Here is a 14,671-nt window from a genome sequence, read left to right as displayed (position 1 = left end):
GTCTGCTGTTGATGGCGTCCGGACATCGCTGTTACCGTGCCCGATTGCGGTGTAGGGCTGTCGGCCCAAATCGCGAGTGGCTGTCGGAAGCCCGGGGCCGTCCGGCTGTGGTCGCCGTCGGCAGGCAAGACCGATTCGGGCGGTGGATCGTTCGGCAAGATGACCCGCTTCAGCGCCCGCTCGTACCGGGGGAGGTCTGACCCACATGCGGGGCGGCCACAACCGGTACCCACACAGGCTGTGGATAACTTGTGGACAAGGGTCGTTCGGTCAGCCGGGGCGGGGACAGCACCGCGTGAACCGGCGGGCCCGGGACGACCGACGGGGAGGACGGCGGCGTCCGGGAACAGAGGCGAGGGGGTGGCACGACGGTGACGGATACAACCGACCTTGCCGCGGTGTGGACGGCGGCGACCGACGAGCTGGCCGACGAGATCGTCTCCGCGCAGCAGCGGGCCTACCTACGGCTGACCCGGCTCCGCGCCATCGTCGAGGACACCGCGCTGGTCTCCGTCCCGGACGCCTTCACCCGAGATGTCATCGAGTCCCGGCTCCGCCCAGCGATCACCGAGGCGCTCACCCGCCGGCTGGGGCGGCCCATCCAGGTCGCTGTCACAGTGCGAGCGCCGGAAGACGGCTCCGGCCGCCCGGCCGGCACCATCTACCACAGCGCCCCCAGCCCAGAGGTCGGCCCGCTGCCCAGCGGCGCCACCGGTGGTGCCGCTGGAGGGAGCCTGGACCACGGCGTGGACCAACAGTTCCCGCTTATTCCCGGGCAGGCCCAACCGGAGCGCCGCGCCGCGGTGTCCGCCGGTTCGTACGGCGAGCAGCCGACGCCGGTGTCCCAGGACGGCCAGGAGCCGTTGTTCGGCTCCGCTTTCGGCGGGCCGCCCCGAGGCGAGCGACGCGATGTTGACGAGCAGGCCCGACTGGGCCCACCAATGTCCGAACGCCCCTTCGACGTCCGCTACCGAGCAGAGGCGGCGGACCAGCGCGGGGGGCCGGCACTGCCCCGGGAACTCGGTACCGACAGCGGGCCGGGGCGGGTGGAGCACCTGCCCCGGCCCGGTGGTCGCGAGGACCGCCGGTTGCCAACGCCAGCCGACGGCGGTGGCAACCGGCTCAACCCGAAATACATGTTCGAAACGTTCGTCATCGGTTCGTCCAACCGATTCGCCCATGCGGCTTCGGTGGCGGTCGCCGAGTCACCGGCGAAGGCGTACAACCCGCTGTTCATCTACGGCAGCTCCGGGCTGGGCAAGACGCACCTGCTACACGCGATCGGCCACTACGCCACCACGCTCGGCAACGCCAACTCGGTCCGGTACGTCTCGACCGAGGAGTTCACCAACGACTTCATCAACTCGCTGCGCGACGACAAGATCAGTGCCTTCCAGCGCCGGTACCGGGATGTCGACATCCTCTTGATCGACGACATCCAGTTCCTGGAGAACCGGGAGCGGACGCAGGAGGAGTTCTTCCACACCTTCAACACACTGCACAACGCCAACAAGCAGATCGTGATCACCTCCGACCGATCACCGAGGCAGCTGGCGACCCTGGAGGACCGGTTGCGGACCCGGTTCGAGTGGGGTCTGCTCGCCGACATCCAGCCGCCAGACCTGGAGACCCGGATCGCGATCCTGCAGAAGAAGGCCGCCCAGGAGCGGCTGTTCGCCCCGCCGGACGTACTCGAGTTCATCGCGTCCCGGGTGTCGAGCTCGATCCGAGAACTTGAGGGCGCGCTGATCCGGGTCACCGCGTTCGCCAGCCTCACCCGGTCGTCGGTGGAGTTGTCGCTGGCCGAGGAGGTGCTGCGGGACTTCATCCCGGACGGCACCGGACCAGAGATCACCGCCGACCAGATCATGGTGGCGACCGCCGACTACTTCGGGGTCAGTCTGGAGGACCTGCGTGGGCACTCCCGCTCGCGGGTGCTCGTCAACGCCCGCCAGGTCGCCATGTACCTGTGCCGGGAGCTGACCGACCTGTCGCTGCCCCGAATCGGACAGGCATTCGGAGGACGCGACCACACCACGGTCATGCACGCCGACCGCAAGATCCGTCAGCAGATGGCCGAGCGGCGATCGCTCTACAACCAGATCGCCGAGCTGACCAACCGGATCAAGCAGAACATCTGAGGCCCCGCCGCCGCCCCGCCTGTCGGCGGGCTGCCCCGAACCGCTGAGCCACCCGCTGAGCCACCGAACCGGCACCACCGCGGCGCTCCCTCGGCGCCCCACCAACCCCCACCGGACCGAACTACGGGACCCGGATCTGGGCGGTGGGCCGGATCCGGGCCACCCCTCGGGACCGAGAAGCCCCGTTCGTTGTCCACAGCCTCCGCCTCCGTCGGTGGAGAACGTGGGAGCCTTCGCCCCTTGTTATCCACAGGTTGTGGAAAAACCTGGGGGTAGTGCTGTGGACGCTTGGGGATAACGAGGTCGTTGTCCACCGGAGGCGAGCTGGGTGTGGACAGGCTGTTGAAGGTTCTGGGGATAACTCGGGTCGAGCTACGAGCGACGATCCACAGGTCTGGGGAAGAAGTCGGTGGATAACCGGTGGATAACCGGTGGACAACGGTGGACGGGCTGGGGATAACTCTGGCCTGTGGATGACCGCCCGGGTTTTCCCCCGGGTTCTCCACAGGAAACCCACCGGTGGACACCCGGGCTGACCAGGATCAACACAGGTTCTCCACAGTTTGCACAGGTGCGACGAAGACGATGAGTTAGATCTCTAAAGACAACAAAAACCAATCATCACCGTTGGACTTCCTGTGGATCGGGCCGCAGACCGCTGCAGCCGGTCAGCCGCACCTGGACGTGCGTGGGGCCGGGCGTACCGCCAATGCCCACGCGCCCTAAGGTGCCAGGAGAACCGGCACGCCCCGGCGGGTCGGCAGGCAGCGGTCGGCATGAGAGAGTTGGCGCTGACGTTGACGCGGAGGCATTGATGAAGTTCCGAGTAGAGCGCGACGCGCTCGCCGAGGCCGTGGCCTGGACCGCAAAGAGCCTGCCGAGCCGTCCTTCGGTACCGGTGCTCGCCGGAGTACTGCTCCGGGTCACCGACGGCAACCTGCAGGTCTCTGGCTTCGACTACGAGGTCTCCAGCCAGGTGACCGTCGAAGTGCAGGGGGACGCCGACGGCGCGGCCCTGGTCTCCGGCCGGCTCCTTGCTGAGATCACCAAGGCACTGCCGGCCAAGCCGGTCGACATCGCGGCGGTTGGCGCCCACCTCGAGCTCGTCTGCGGCAGCGCCCGGTTCACGCTGCCCACCATGCCGGTCGAGGACTATCCGACGCTCCCGGAGATGCCGGTCAGCGCTGGCACCATCGACGCCGCTGCGTTCGCCGCCGCTGTTGCCCAGGTAGCCGTGGCAGCCGGCCGGGACGAGACCCTGCCGATGATGACCGGCGTCCGACTGGAGCTCTCCGGGGGCACGTTGGCCATGCTCGCCACCGACCGCTACCGCCTCGCCCTGCGCGAGATCGAGTGGCACCCGGAAGACCCGGAGATCAGCCTCAACGCGCTGGTGCCGGCCCGCACCCTGCACGACACCGCCAAGGCCCTAGGGCCGCTCGGCGGCCAGGTAACCATGGCGCTCTCCCAGGGGGCGGCGGGCGAGGGCATGATCGGTTTCGTTGGCGGCCCCCGGCGGACCACCAGCCGACTCCTCGACGGCGCCAACTACCCGCCGGTGCGCTCGCTCTTCCCGGCCACCCAGAACGCGCAGGCCCAGGTGCCGGTCAGCGCGCTTATCGAGGTCGTCAAGCGGGTCGCGCTCGTCGCCGAACGCACCACTCCGGTGCTGCTGAGCCTGAGCGGTGACGGACTGGTGGTCGAGGCCGGTGGCACCGAGGAGGCCCGCGCCAGCGAGGCGATGGAGGCCACCTTCAGTGGTGATCCGCTCACCGTCGGCTTCAACCCCCAATACCTGATCGACGGTCTCTCGAACATGGGGACCCAGTTCGCCGTACTGTCGTTCGTTGACGCCTTCAAGCCGGCGGTGATTTCTCCCGTCGATGAGGATGGTGAGATCGTTCCCGGGTACCGCTACCTCATCATGCCGATCCGCGTCTCCCGCTGATCGCACCCGAGACGAACCACAAACGCACGGAGGTACGGACAATGCAGCTCGGCCTGGTAGGGCTCGGCCGGATGGGCGGCAACATGCGGGAGCGGCTGCGGGCCGCCGGGCATGAGGTGATCGGCTACGACAACCAGGCCGAGCTGAGCGACGTCACCAGCCTGGCGGAGATGGCGCGGAAGCTGGACGCGCCCCGCGCGGTGTGGGTCATGGTCCCCGCCGCCGTCACCGACGAGACCATCGACAAGGTGGCGGAGGTGCTCGACGCCGGCGACATCATCGTTGATGGTGGCAACTCGCGGTTCAGCGACGATGCCCCGCGCGCCGAGCGGCTGAACGAGCACGGCATCGGGTACGTCGACGCCGGGGTTTCCGGTGGCGTCTGGGGCCGGCAGAACGGGTACGCCCTCATGGTCGGCGGTGCCCAGGAACACGTTGACCGGCTGATGCCGATCTTCGACGCGTTGAAGCCGGCCGGAGACTTCGGCTTCGTGCACGCTGGTCCGGTCGGTGCCGGGCACTACGCCAAGATGGTGCACAACGGCGTCGAGTACGGTCTCATGCACGCCTACGCCGAGGGCTACGAACTGCTGGCCAAGTCCGAGCTGGTCACCGATGTCCCGGGTGTCTTCAAGTCCTGGCGGGAGGGCACGGTCGTCCGCTCCTGGCTGCTCGACCTCCTCGACCGGGCACTCGATGAGGACCCGGAGCTGGCCGAGTTGAGCCCCTACACCGAGGACACCGGCGAGGGGCGCTGGACCGTGGACGAGGCGGTCCGGCTCGCCGTTCCGATGAACGTCATCGCCGCCGCGCTCTTCGCCCGCTTCACCTCCCGGGAGGATGACTCACCCGCGATGAAGGCCGTCGCCGCGCTGCGCCAGCAGTTCGGCGGGCACGCCGTTCGCAAGCGCTGACGGCCCCACCGCCCGTGTACGTCCGCCGGCTGGAACTCGTCGACTTCCGCTCGTACGAGCAGGTCGGAGTGGATTTTGAACCGGGGGCGAACGTCCTGGTCGGTGCGAACGGGGTCGGCAAGACCAACCTGATCGAGGCGCTCGGCTATGTGGCGACCCTGGACTCCCACCGGGTCGCCACGGACGCCCCGCTGGTCCGGATGGGTGCCACCGCGGGGATCATCCGCTGCACCGTGGTGCACGAGGGGCGGGAGCTGCTGGTCGAGCTGGAGATCGTTCCGGGGCGGGCCAACCGGGCCCGGCTCGGCCGGTCGCCGGCCCGGCGGGCCCGGGACGTGCTCGGTGCCCTGCGGCTGGTGCTCTTCGCCCCGGAGGACCTGGAGCTGGTCCGGGGCGACCCGGCGCAGCGGCGCCGCTACCTCGACGATCTGCTGGTACTCCGGCAGCCCCGGTTCGCCGGGGTGCGGGCCGACTACGAACGGGTGCTTCGGCAGCGGAACGCGCTGCTGCGCACCGCGTACCTGGCACGTAAGACCGGCGGGACCCGCGGCGGGGACCTCTCCACCCTCGCGGTCTGGGACGAGCACCTCGCGCGGCACGGTGCCGAGCTGCTGGCCGGTCGGCTCGACCTGGTCGCCGCACTCACCCCCCACGTCACCCGGGCGTACGACGCGGTGGCCGCCGGTAGGGGCGCGGCCGGCATCACGTACCGATCGTCGGTCGAATCGGCCGGCCCAACCGCTGACCGGGCAGAGCTGACCGCGGCGCTGAGCGATGCGCTCGCCGCCGGCCGGGCAGCCGAGATCGAGCGGGGGACCACCCTGGTCGGCCCGCACCGGGACGACCTCACCCTCACGCTGGGGCCACTGCCCGCGAAGGGGTACGCCAGCCACGGCGAGTCCTGGTCGTTGGCGTTGGCGCTTCGGCTGGCCGGGTACGACCTACTGCGCGCTGACGGGATCGAGCCGGTGCTGGTGCTGGACGACGTCTTCGCCGAGCTGGACACCGGCCGGCGGGACCGCCTCGCCGAGCTGGTCGGTGCGGCGAGCCAACTCCTGGTGACCTGTGCGGTGGTAGAAGATCTCCCCGCGCGTCTGCACGGCGCGCGGTTCGTTGTCCGCGACGGGGAGGTGCAGCGTGTCGGATGAGGCGGAACCCACCGCCGGACCCCGTGCGGCGGGGGATACCGGAGCGGACGGGGCGGCCCCGCCAGCGGACACCGGGGCGGAGGCACCGGCCGGGCCACAGCTCGCGCGGGCCGTGCTGGATGCGGCGAAGGCGCGGCGTCAGGCGACGCAGCCGCAACGACGCAGCCGCAACAGCGGGGCGAGCGGCGGGGGGCGACGGCCGCGGGGCTATTCCGGCCCGGGACCGGACCCGCGCGACCCGCAGCCACTCGGCGCGGTGCTGGACCGGCTGGTGAAGGCCCGAGGCTGGCAGCAACCGGCGGCCGAGGCCACGGTCTTCGGTGCCTGGGAACGGGTGGTCGGCCCGGATGTGGCCCAACACAGCCGGCCGGTGAAGCTGGAGGGGGGCGAGCTGACCGTGGAGGCGCGCTCGACCGCCTGGGCCACCCAGCTCCGGCTGCTCGCCGGCTCGCTGCTGCAGCAGATCGCCAGCGAGGTGGGCCACAACGTCGTACGTCGGCTGCACATCCACGGTCCGGCCGCACCGTCCTGGTCGCGTGGCCCTCGTCGGGTGCGGGGCCGTGGCCCCCGGGACACCTACGGCTGAACGGCCCGGCGGGGTGCCACCGATTCGGCGTAGACCGCGAAGCCCCGTTCGGCGCAGCGGCGGTAGAAGGCGGCGAGGACGCTCAGCTCCGCGCAGGTGAAGGTCCACTGCGGCGGGGCTCCGTTGTCGTCGCGGAGCCGGTCCAGCCGGCTGTCCAGCCAACGCAGCTGCTGCTCGGCCAGGCGTCCGTCGCCGAGTATCGCGCGAAGCACCTCGCTGACGGTCTCGAAGGTGACTGCCTCGCCGACTGCTCGGTGCCGCGCCACGAACCGCTCGACTCCGTCGGCGATCCACCCGCAGCCGTCCGGGTCGATTACCGGGTCCTCGTCCCCCTCCGAGCTCTCTGTGGCGTACAGCACATTTTCTAGGCCGAGGATCAGATCGACCAGCTCGGTGTACGCGGTTGCCCGGACCGTGCCGGTCTTGGCGATCAGCTCGGCGAGCGCGGCGGTCGGTGTGGAGACCTGCGGCATATCGACGATCTCGCCGAAGTCCACGAACTCCGCCGGCGCGACCGGTTCGTAGAAGCGGCCGGTCCGCGGCCAGTTCACCACGACGTTGTCCAGCCCCATCTGGTGTCACCTCTCAAGCCCATCTCCGTACGAACGCGTTGATCGTCCGGTTCCAGCCGGCAAAGATCAAGCTGGAGTTGATCGCGGGATGGACACACATTGGGCGGGGGTGGCGCCGGCCGGTGCGAGCCTGCGGCCGGCTCGGTGCACGTAGGGGGAGTCGTGGAGTGAGCAGTCGGCCGGCTATGAAGGTCTCAGCTGCCGCGCAAGGGGTGCCGAGTGGTGGATCTGTCGCCGACGCACAGTAGGATTGGGCCTGAGACGAAGACCCGGTGCGGAGCGATGAAACCCGGGGCCAGCATGGGCCCGAGATCATCGTTGCACATCAGGTCGAGCCGATCGCGATCCGCGGGCACCCGCGGCGGCCGGCGCGTTCGACCCCGGCCCGGACCACTCTCCGGTGTCGGTCCGCGCGCCCGACGTCGCGTTCTGTCCGCCGAACCCCGTGACCGGTCGCGCCAGTGGTGTGGCCGACGCGAGAAAGTGGCCGAGGGTGGCAGCGCAGGACAAGCAGGAGTACGGCGCAGAGTCGATCACTGTCCTCGAAGGGTTGGAGGCGGTCCGTAAGCGCCCCGGTATGTACATCGGGTCCACCGGCGAGCGTGGCCTGCACCACCTGGTGTGGGAGGTGGTGGACAACGCGGTGGACGAGGCGCTGGCCGGGCACTGCGACACCATCGACGTGGTGCTGCTCGCTGACGGTGGGGTTCGGGTCACCGACAACGGCCGTGGTTTCCCGGTCGACCCGCACCCGAAGCTCAAGAAGCCGGGTGTGGAGGTGGCGCTGACCGTGCTGCACGCCGGTGGCAAGTTTGACGGCAAGGCGTACGCCGTCTCCGGTGGTCTGCACGGCGTCGGTGTGTCGGTCGTGAACGCCCTCTCCACCCGGATGGCTGTCGAGATCCAGAAGGACGGCTACTTCTGGCGGCAGTCGTACACGGACTCGAAGCCGACGCCGCTGGAGAAGGGGGAGCCGACCGCCGCCACCGGCTCGGCAGTCTCCTTCTGGCCCGATCCGACGGTCTTCGAGACCGTAAGTTTCGACTTCCAGACCATCTACCGTCGGCTCCAGGAGATGGCCTTCCTCAACCGGGGTCTGACCATCCACTTCCTCGACGAGCGAGTCGACGAGGGCGATGACAGCAAGATGCGCGAGGTCACCTTCTGCTACCAGGGTGGCATCGCCGACTTCGTCCGGCACCTGAACGCCTCGAAGACCTCGATCCACAAGTCGGTGGTCGAGTTCGGTACCGAGGAAGACGGCATGTCGGTCGAGATCGCCATGCAGTGGAACGAGTCGTATGGCGAGTCGGTCTACACCTTCGCCAACAACATCAACACGCATGAGGGCGGCACCCACGAGGAGGGCTTCCGGTCGGCGCTGACCAGCGTCATCAACCGGTACGGTGCGGATAAGCGGCTTCTCAAGAGTGACGAGAAGCTCTCCGGGGAGGACATCCGGGAGGGGCTGGCGGCGATCATCTCGGTGAAGCTGACCAACCCGCAGTTCGAGGGTCAGACCAAGACCAAGCTGGGCAACACCCCGGTCAAGAGCTTCGTGCAGCGGGTCTGCAACGAGTGGCTGGTTGACTGGCTGGACCGGAACCCGGCCGAGGCGAAGGTCATCATCACCAAGGCATCCCAGGCCGCCCGCGCCCGGGTCGCCGCCCAGCAGGCCCGCAAGTTGGCCCGGCGCAAGTCGCTGCTGGAGTCCGGCTCGATGCCGGGCAAGCTGGCCGACTGCCAGTCAACCGATCCCCGTGAGTGCGAGGTCTTCATCGTTGAGGGCGACTCGGCCGGCGGCTCCGCCAAGCAGGGGCGCGACCCGCGGACGCAGGCGATCCTGCCGATCCGCGGCAAGATCCTCAATGTGGAGAAGGCGCGGATCGACCGGGTCCTGAAGAACAATGAGGTCCAGGCGCTGATCACGGCGCTCGGCACGGGTATCCACGACGACTTCGACATCGAGAAGCTGCGGTACCACAAGATTGTGTTGATGGCCGATGCGGACGTCGATGGTCAGCACATTCAGACGCTGCTGTTGACGCTGCTCTTCCGCTTCATGCGGCCGTTGGTAGAGCTGGGGCACGTCTACCTGGCCGCCCCGCCGCTCTACAAGATCAAGTGGAACCGGAAGGGGGACGACGCGCAGTACGCGTACTCCGACCGGGAGCGGGATGGGCTGATCACCCTGCGGCAGCAGAAGAAGCCCAACGCCAAGCCGGACGACATCCAGCGGTTCAAGGGGCTCGGCGAGATGAACTATCCCGAGCTGTGGGAGACCACGATGAACCCGGCCACCCGCACCCTGCGGCAGGTGACGCTCGATGACGCGGCGACCGCGGACGAGCTGTTCAGTGTGCTGATGGGGGAGGATGTCGAGGCTCGTCGCTCGTTTATCCAGCGTAACGCCAAGGACGTGCGGTTCCTGGACATCTGAGGCCCGCTCGGGTCTGGTCCGGCGCCCGCGGCGCGACTCGGTGAATCCACAGAGTTATCCACAGCCAGGCCAGTTTCCACAGCGGTTATCCACAGCACAAAAGCGACTCTGAGTCTGATAAGGGATAACAAGTGACCGATACCCCCGAGTCCACACCGAACGAGCCTGACGTTCCCGAGACCGCCGGCGCCGTCGTGGCGCACGACCGGATCGAGCCGGTCGGGCTCGAGGTGGAGATGCAGCGTTCCTACCTCGACTACGCCATGAGCGTGATCGTCGGGCGGGCGCTGCCGGACGTCCGGGACGGGCTGAAGCCGGTCCACCGCAAGATCCTCTACGCGATGTTCGACTCGGGGTACCGGCCCGACCGGGGGTACGTGAAGTGCTCCCGGGTGGTCGGCGACGTGATGGGCCAGTTCCACCCACACGGTGACTCGGCGATCTACGACGCGCTGGTCCGGATGGCCCAGCCCTGGGCGCTGCGCTACCCGCTGGTGGACGGCAACGGTAACTTCGGCTCCCCGGGTAACGATCCGGCCGCGGCGATGCGGTACACCGAGTGCAAGCTCCAACCGCTGGCGATGGAGATGCTGCGGGACATCGACGAGGACACCGTCGACCTGCAGGACAACTACGACGGCCGGGCCAAGGAGCCCACGATCCTGCCGTCCCGGATCCCCAACCTGCTGGTCAACGGCTCCGAAGGCATCGCGGTCGGGATGGCCACCAAGATCCCGCCGCACAACCTGCGGGAGATCGGTGCGGCGGTGCAGTGGTGCCTGGAGCACCCGGAGGCCGACGAGGCGAGCACCCTGGAAGCCCTCCTGGGCATCGTCAAGGGACCGGACTTCCCGACCCACGGCCTGATCGTCGGCCAGGCGGCGATCCAGGACGCGTACCGCACCGGTCGTGGCTCGATCCGGATGCGCGCCGTGGTCGAGGTCGAGGAGGACAAGCGGGGCCGGCCGGCGCTGGTGGTCAGCGAGCTGCCGTACCAGGTGAACCCCGACAACCTCGCCGAGCGGATCGCCGAGCTGATCAAGGAGGGGAAGCTCGGCGGGATCGCCGACATCCGGGACGAGTCCTCCGGACGTACCGGCCTGCGGCTGGTGCTGGTGCTCAAGCGCGACGCGGTCGCCAAGGTGGTGCTGAACAACCTCTACAAGCACACCCAGCTGCAGGAGACCTTCGGCGCGAACATGTTGGCGCTGGTGGACGGCGTACCGCGCACGCTCAACCTGGCCCAGTTCATCCGCTACTACGTCGATCACCAGATCGAGGTGATCCGTCGGCGGACGGCGTACCGGCTGCGTAAGGCCGAGGAGCGGGCGCACATCCTGCGGGGTCTGGCCAAGGCGCTGGACGCCCTCGACGAGGTGATCGCGCTGATCCGGCGCTCGCCGACGGTGGATGACGCGCGGCAGGGCCTGATCCGGTTGCTGGAGATCGACGAGATCCAGGCGACCGCGATCCTGGACATGCAGCTGCGCCGGCTGGCCGCGCTGGAACGGCAGCGAATCCTCGACGACCTGGCGAAGCTGGAGCTGGAGATCGCCGACTTCAAGGACATCCTGGCGAAGCCCGAGCGGCAGCGGCGGATCGTCTCGGAGGAGCTGGGCGAGATCGTCGCGAAGTGGGGCGACGACCGGCGTACCCAGATCATTCCGTTCGACGGCGAGGTCTCGATGGAGGACCTGATCGCCCGCGAGGACGTCGTGGTCACCATCACCCGAACCGGGTACGCGAAGCGCACCAAGGTGGACGCGTACCGTTCGCAGCGGCGGGGCGGCAAGGGGGTCAGCGGCGCCTCCCTGCGGCAGGACGACATCGTCAGCCACTTCTTCGTGTGCTCGACGCACGACTGGATTTTGTTCTTCACCAACAAGGGTCGGGTGTACCGGGCCAAGGCGTACGAGCTCCCGGAAGCCAGTAGGGTGGCCAAGGGCCAGCACGTGGCCAACCTGCTCGCCTTCCAGCCAGACGAGCAGATCGCACAGATCATCGAGATTTCCGACTACCAGGTCGCCCCCTACCTGGTGTTGGCCACCAAGAACGGAGTGGTGAAGAAGACGAGGCTTGAGGAGTTCGACTCCAACCGGTCCGGCGGCATCATCGCGATCAACCTGCGCGAGGACGACGAACTGGTCGGCGCTGCCCTGGTGGCGCCGGAGCAGGATCTCCTGCTGGTGTCGAAGAACGCCCTGGCGATCCGGTTCAACGCCGCCGACGAGGCGCTGCGGCCAATGGGGCGGGCTACCTCGGGCGTGATCGGGATGCGGTTCAGCGAGGACGACGAGTTGCTCGCGATGGAGGTCGTCCGGCACGGCTTGGACGTCCTGGTGGCCACCAACGGTGGTTACGCGAAACGTACTCCGATCGAGGAATACCCGGTCCAGGGCCGGGGAGGTAAGGGCGTGCTGACTGCGAAGATCACCGAACGGCGCGGTGGTCTGGTCGGTGCTGTGGTGATCGACCCGGACGACGAGCTCTTCGCTATCACCAGTAACGGTGGTGTCATTCGGACTCCGGTGAAGCCTGTACGCCGTACGCGCGACCGGAACACAATGGGGGTCAAGCTGATGGACCTTCCGGATGGCGTAACCATCGTGGCGATTGCTCGCAATGCCGACGAGCCTGACGAACAGGACTAGTTGCATGACGGAGACACAGGCGAAGTCGGGGAACGCGGGGAACTCGGCTGACCCGGTCGACGAGGACGGCGCCACGAGCGGTGCCTCAGCCGCCAGCCGTGCGGCAGTGGGCCGGGCCACCGTCCCCGCCGACGTGCCGGCCCCCAAGTTCACCAGAGCTCCGGGGATGGCCCCGCCGCCGGACAAGGAGCCCGAATCCAGCGAGGAACCGGTTACGGCCACGAAGGCTGAGTCGCCGCCTACCGATGGTGCCGCCGCTGAGAAGAAGACGGCCGGGACTGCCCAGGTACCGACCTCCGGTGGCGCTGGGAAGACCGGCGTGGCGGCTGGTAAGACCAGCGCGGCGGCCGGGAGCGCGGCCGCCCTGGGCGGCGTGAACAGCGTCCCCCGACCTGGTGACACCGGAAGTCAGCCGCGGGTCACCGGGTTCGCCCGAGCACAGCCGAACTCCGCTGGCCAACCCCAGGGCGGCGGCCTCCCGCCGGGAATCGGCGGAGTGGCGGCCGTCGGCGCGGCGCGCGTCGGCGAGGCGGTACGCGCCGCGCGTACCGCGGTCAGCTCGGCCGCGTCTCGCGGCCCGCGTCGGGCCCGGCTGAACCTGCGGCGGATCGACCCGTGGTCGGTGATGAAGTTCGCCTTCGCCGTTTCGGTGGTGCTCTTCATCGTCGTCGTGGTCGCGACCTCGGTGCTGTATCTGGCGCTGGACGCGATGGGCGTGTTCGCCAGCGTCAACGACAGCCTGAGTGACCTGGTCAACGCGGGCGGCGGGCAGAGCGCCAACGGCTTCCAGATCACCGCCCGTGGCGTGATTCTGAGTTCTGCGTTGATCGGCTTGGTCAACGTCGTGCTGTTCACGGCACTGGCAACGCTGGGTGCGTTCGTATACAACGTCTGCGCCGACCTGGTGGGCGGTGTCGAGCTGACGCTCGCCGAGCGCGACTGAGTACGTCAGCGGTGCCCGGGTCGCCGACGGCGACCCGGGCACCCGCACCCGCCTGGTCCGGGAGCGCGCCCGGAGCCACCCCGATTTTGGGGCGGTAGGCCCGATGGGTTAACCTTGCTCGTCGCAACACGGGGCTATAGCTCAGTCGGTTAGAGCGCAGAGCTGATAACTCTGAGGTCGCTGGTTCGATTCCAGCTAGCCCCACCTCCAGCTCGGTCCTCACATTCTGGGGGCCGAGCTTTTTCGTAGCGTCGATTACAGTTTCCCCCGCCGCACCAGCGGCGAGACGCCAGCACCGCGGCATGCGTGGCGGGAGTGTCGTACCCCACTCCTAGTCTGGCGCCGTTCGATGCTCTGTCCAGCCCGGTTGCCCTGGGCCGGTTCGTCTTCGAGGGGGTCCGGTGCTCAACCATCTTGGCATTCAGGTTCGTGATTTCGACGCCAGTCTCGCCTTCTATGATGCTGTCCTGGCCCCACTTGATGGGCGCCGCCTGATGGAGTTCCCGGAGGCGGTCGGCTACGGCAGCAGCACTCCTGACTTCTGGCTCAGCCGCCCGCTGCGTGGTGCGACCGGGGGTGCCGAGGCGCACATCGCCTTCACCGCGCCGGACCGGGCTGCAGTGCAGGCGTTCCATGACGCCGCGGTGACACTCGGGGCGGAGGTGCTGCACGCGCCCCGAGTCTGGCCGGAATATCACCCGACCTACTTCGGTGCTTTCGTCCGCGATCCGGACGGCAACAACGTCGAGGCGGTCTGCCACCGGCCGGAGTGATCGGTCCCGCGGCGTCGGCTGGGGGCGGGATACGGTGCTGAGTCGTCCAGGGGGCACTGCATCGGTGGGCCCGTTTACCGCCCCCTTGCTTCCGGCTGATACGGTCCTCGGGTAGGTCCGACGGCACTGTCGAGCGTAAGGGGTCGCCCTAATGTTCAAGAAGCTGCTGATCCTCGTCGGTATTGTCGGTGTGGCGGCAGTCGTGGTCAAGCGAGTCAAGGAAACCAACGACGAGCGTGCCCTCTGGCATGAGGCCACCAACGCGCCCGACCTGCGCTGACTCGTACTGGCCCGCGTTCGGCGACACGGACCGCTTCCGGGGCCCTAGCTCAACTGGCAGAGCACTGCCTTTGCAAGGCAGGGGTTAGGGGTTCAAGTCCCCTGGGCTCCACTTTCCAAGCCTGTGACCAGGCGTGATCTAGTTTCAGATCGTCGGGGACTCATCCGGCACACCCCACCTGGTCCGGCGGCTGATTTGGTCTTGCTGACCGCTTCACGGCGGCGCTCGTAGCGCGGCCAGAAGCGCACGCAGCCCCCAACATGATCGACTACCAT

The 14,671-nt window shown here is 68.4% G+C and carries 11 protein-coding genes and 2 tRNA genes; 12 read left to right on the top strand and 1 reads right to left on the bottom strand.

Going from position 1 to position 14,671, the window contains the following annotated elements; genetic code table 11:
• The first annotated feature begins 371 nt into the window (after window positions 1–371).
• The 5 genes from dnaA to T398_RS10350 all read left to right on the top strand — a co-directional run bounded on the left by dnaA (window position 372) and on the right by T398_RS10350 (window position 6,737).
• Window positions 372–2,141, top strand: a complete 1,770-nt coding sequence (dnaA, locus tag T398_RS10370) for a chromosomal replication initiator protein DnaA (protein ID WP_496446159.1) — start codon at window positions 372–374, stop codon at window positions 2,139–2,141.
• An 814-nt stretch (window positions 2,142–2,955) separates the two neighbouring features.
• Window positions 2,956–4,089 (top strand): DNA polymerase III subunit beta, encoded by a 1,134-nt coding sequence (gene dnaN / locus T398_RS10365; RefSeq protein WP_496446157.1) that lies wholly within the window; start codon window positions 2,956–2,958, stop codon window positions 4,087–4,089.
• Window positions 4,089–5,003, top strand: a complete 915-nt coding sequence (gene gnd, locus T398_RS10360; protein ID WP_496446363.1) for a phosphogluconate dehydrogenase (NAD(+)-dependent, decarboxylating) — start codon at window positions 4,089–4,091, stop codon at window positions 5,001–5,003. The genes dnaN and gnd overlap by 1 nt, the downstream gene beginning before the upstream one ends.
• Before the next feature lie 14 nt (window positions 5,004–5,017).
• A complete protein-coding gene (recF, locus tag T398_RS10355) occupies window positions 5,018–6,151 on the top strand; it encodes a DNA replication/repair protein RecF (protein ID WP_496446155.1) in 1,134 nt (377 codons plus the stop codon).
• Window positions 6,141–6,737 carry a DciA family protein gene (locus T398_RS10350; RefSeq protein ID WP_496446154.1) on the top strand — a complete coding sequence of 199 codons (597 nt, stop codon included), beginning with the start codon at window positions 6,141–6,143 and terminating at the stop codon, window positions 6,735–6,737. Before recF ends, T398_RS10350 begins: the two co-directional genes overlap by 11 nt.
• Here T398_RS10350 and T398_RS10345 read toward each other — a convergent pair.
• A complete protein-coding gene (locus T398_RS10345) occupies window positions 6,728–7,309 on the bottom strand; it encodes a hypothetical protein (RefSeq protein WP_496446153.1) in 582 nt (193 codons plus the stop codon). The two genes, T398_RS10350 and T398_RS10345, sit on opposite strands and share 10 nt — an antisense overlap.
• A gap of 493 nt (window positions 7,310–7,802) precedes the next feature.
• On the opposite strand from T398_RS10345, the gene gyrB reads away from it, so the two are divergent.
• The 7 genes from gyrB to T398_RS10310 all read left to right on the top strand — a co-directional run bounded on the left by gyrB (window position 7,803) and on the right by T398_RS10310 (window position 14,507).
• Entirely contained in the window at window positions 7,803–9,749 is a 1,947-nt protein-coding gene (gyrB, locus tag T398_RS10340; RefSeq protein ID WP_496446151.1) for a DNA topoisomerase (ATP-hydrolyzing) subunit B, read from the top strand.
• A gap of 131 nt (window positions 9,750–9,880) precedes the next feature.
• Window positions 9,881–12,400, top strand: a complete 2,520-nt coding sequence (gene gyrA / locus T398_RS10335; protein WP_496446149.1) for a DNA gyrase subunit A — start codon at window positions 9,881–9,883, stop codon at window positions 12,398–12,400.
• A 4-nt stretch (window positions 12,401–12,404) separates the two neighbouring features.
• The gene (locus T398_RS10330) at window positions 12,405–13,343 is read left to right on the top strand and encodes a DUF3566 domain-containing protein (protein ID WP_496446147.1); all 939 of its coding nucleotides are present in this window, start codon (window positions 12,405–12,407) and stop codon (window positions 13,341–13,343) included.
• Window positions 13,344–13,473: 130 nt separating this feature from the next.
• A tRNA-Ile gene (locus tag T398_RS10325) sits at window positions 13,474–13,547 on the top strand.
• 197 nt (window positions 13,548–13,744) lie between these two features.
• The gene (locus T398_RS10320; RefSeq protein ID WP_496446145.1) at window positions 13,745–14,116 is read left to right on the top strand and encodes a VOC family protein; all 372 of its coding nucleotides are present in this window, start codon (window positions 13,745–13,747) and stop codon (window positions 14,114–14,116) included.
• A 151-nt stretch (window positions 14,117–14,267) separates the two neighbouring features.
• Window positions 14,268–14,396, top strand: a complete 129-nt coding sequence (locus T398_RS10315) for a DLW-39 family protein (protein ID WP_018217793.1) — start codon at window positions 14,268–14,270, stop codon at window positions 14,394–14,396.
• 38 nt (window positions 14,397–14,434) lie between these two features.
• Window positions 14,435–14,507, top strand: a tRNA-Ala gene (locus T398_RS10310).
• Window positions 14,508–14,671: the final 164 nt, after the last annotated feature.

This window comes from Salinispora goodfellowii, from assembly GCF_059570675.1.
The sequence above is the reverse complement of the archived record's forward strand: the minus strand, read 5'-3'. Positions and strand labels throughout refer to the sequence as shown.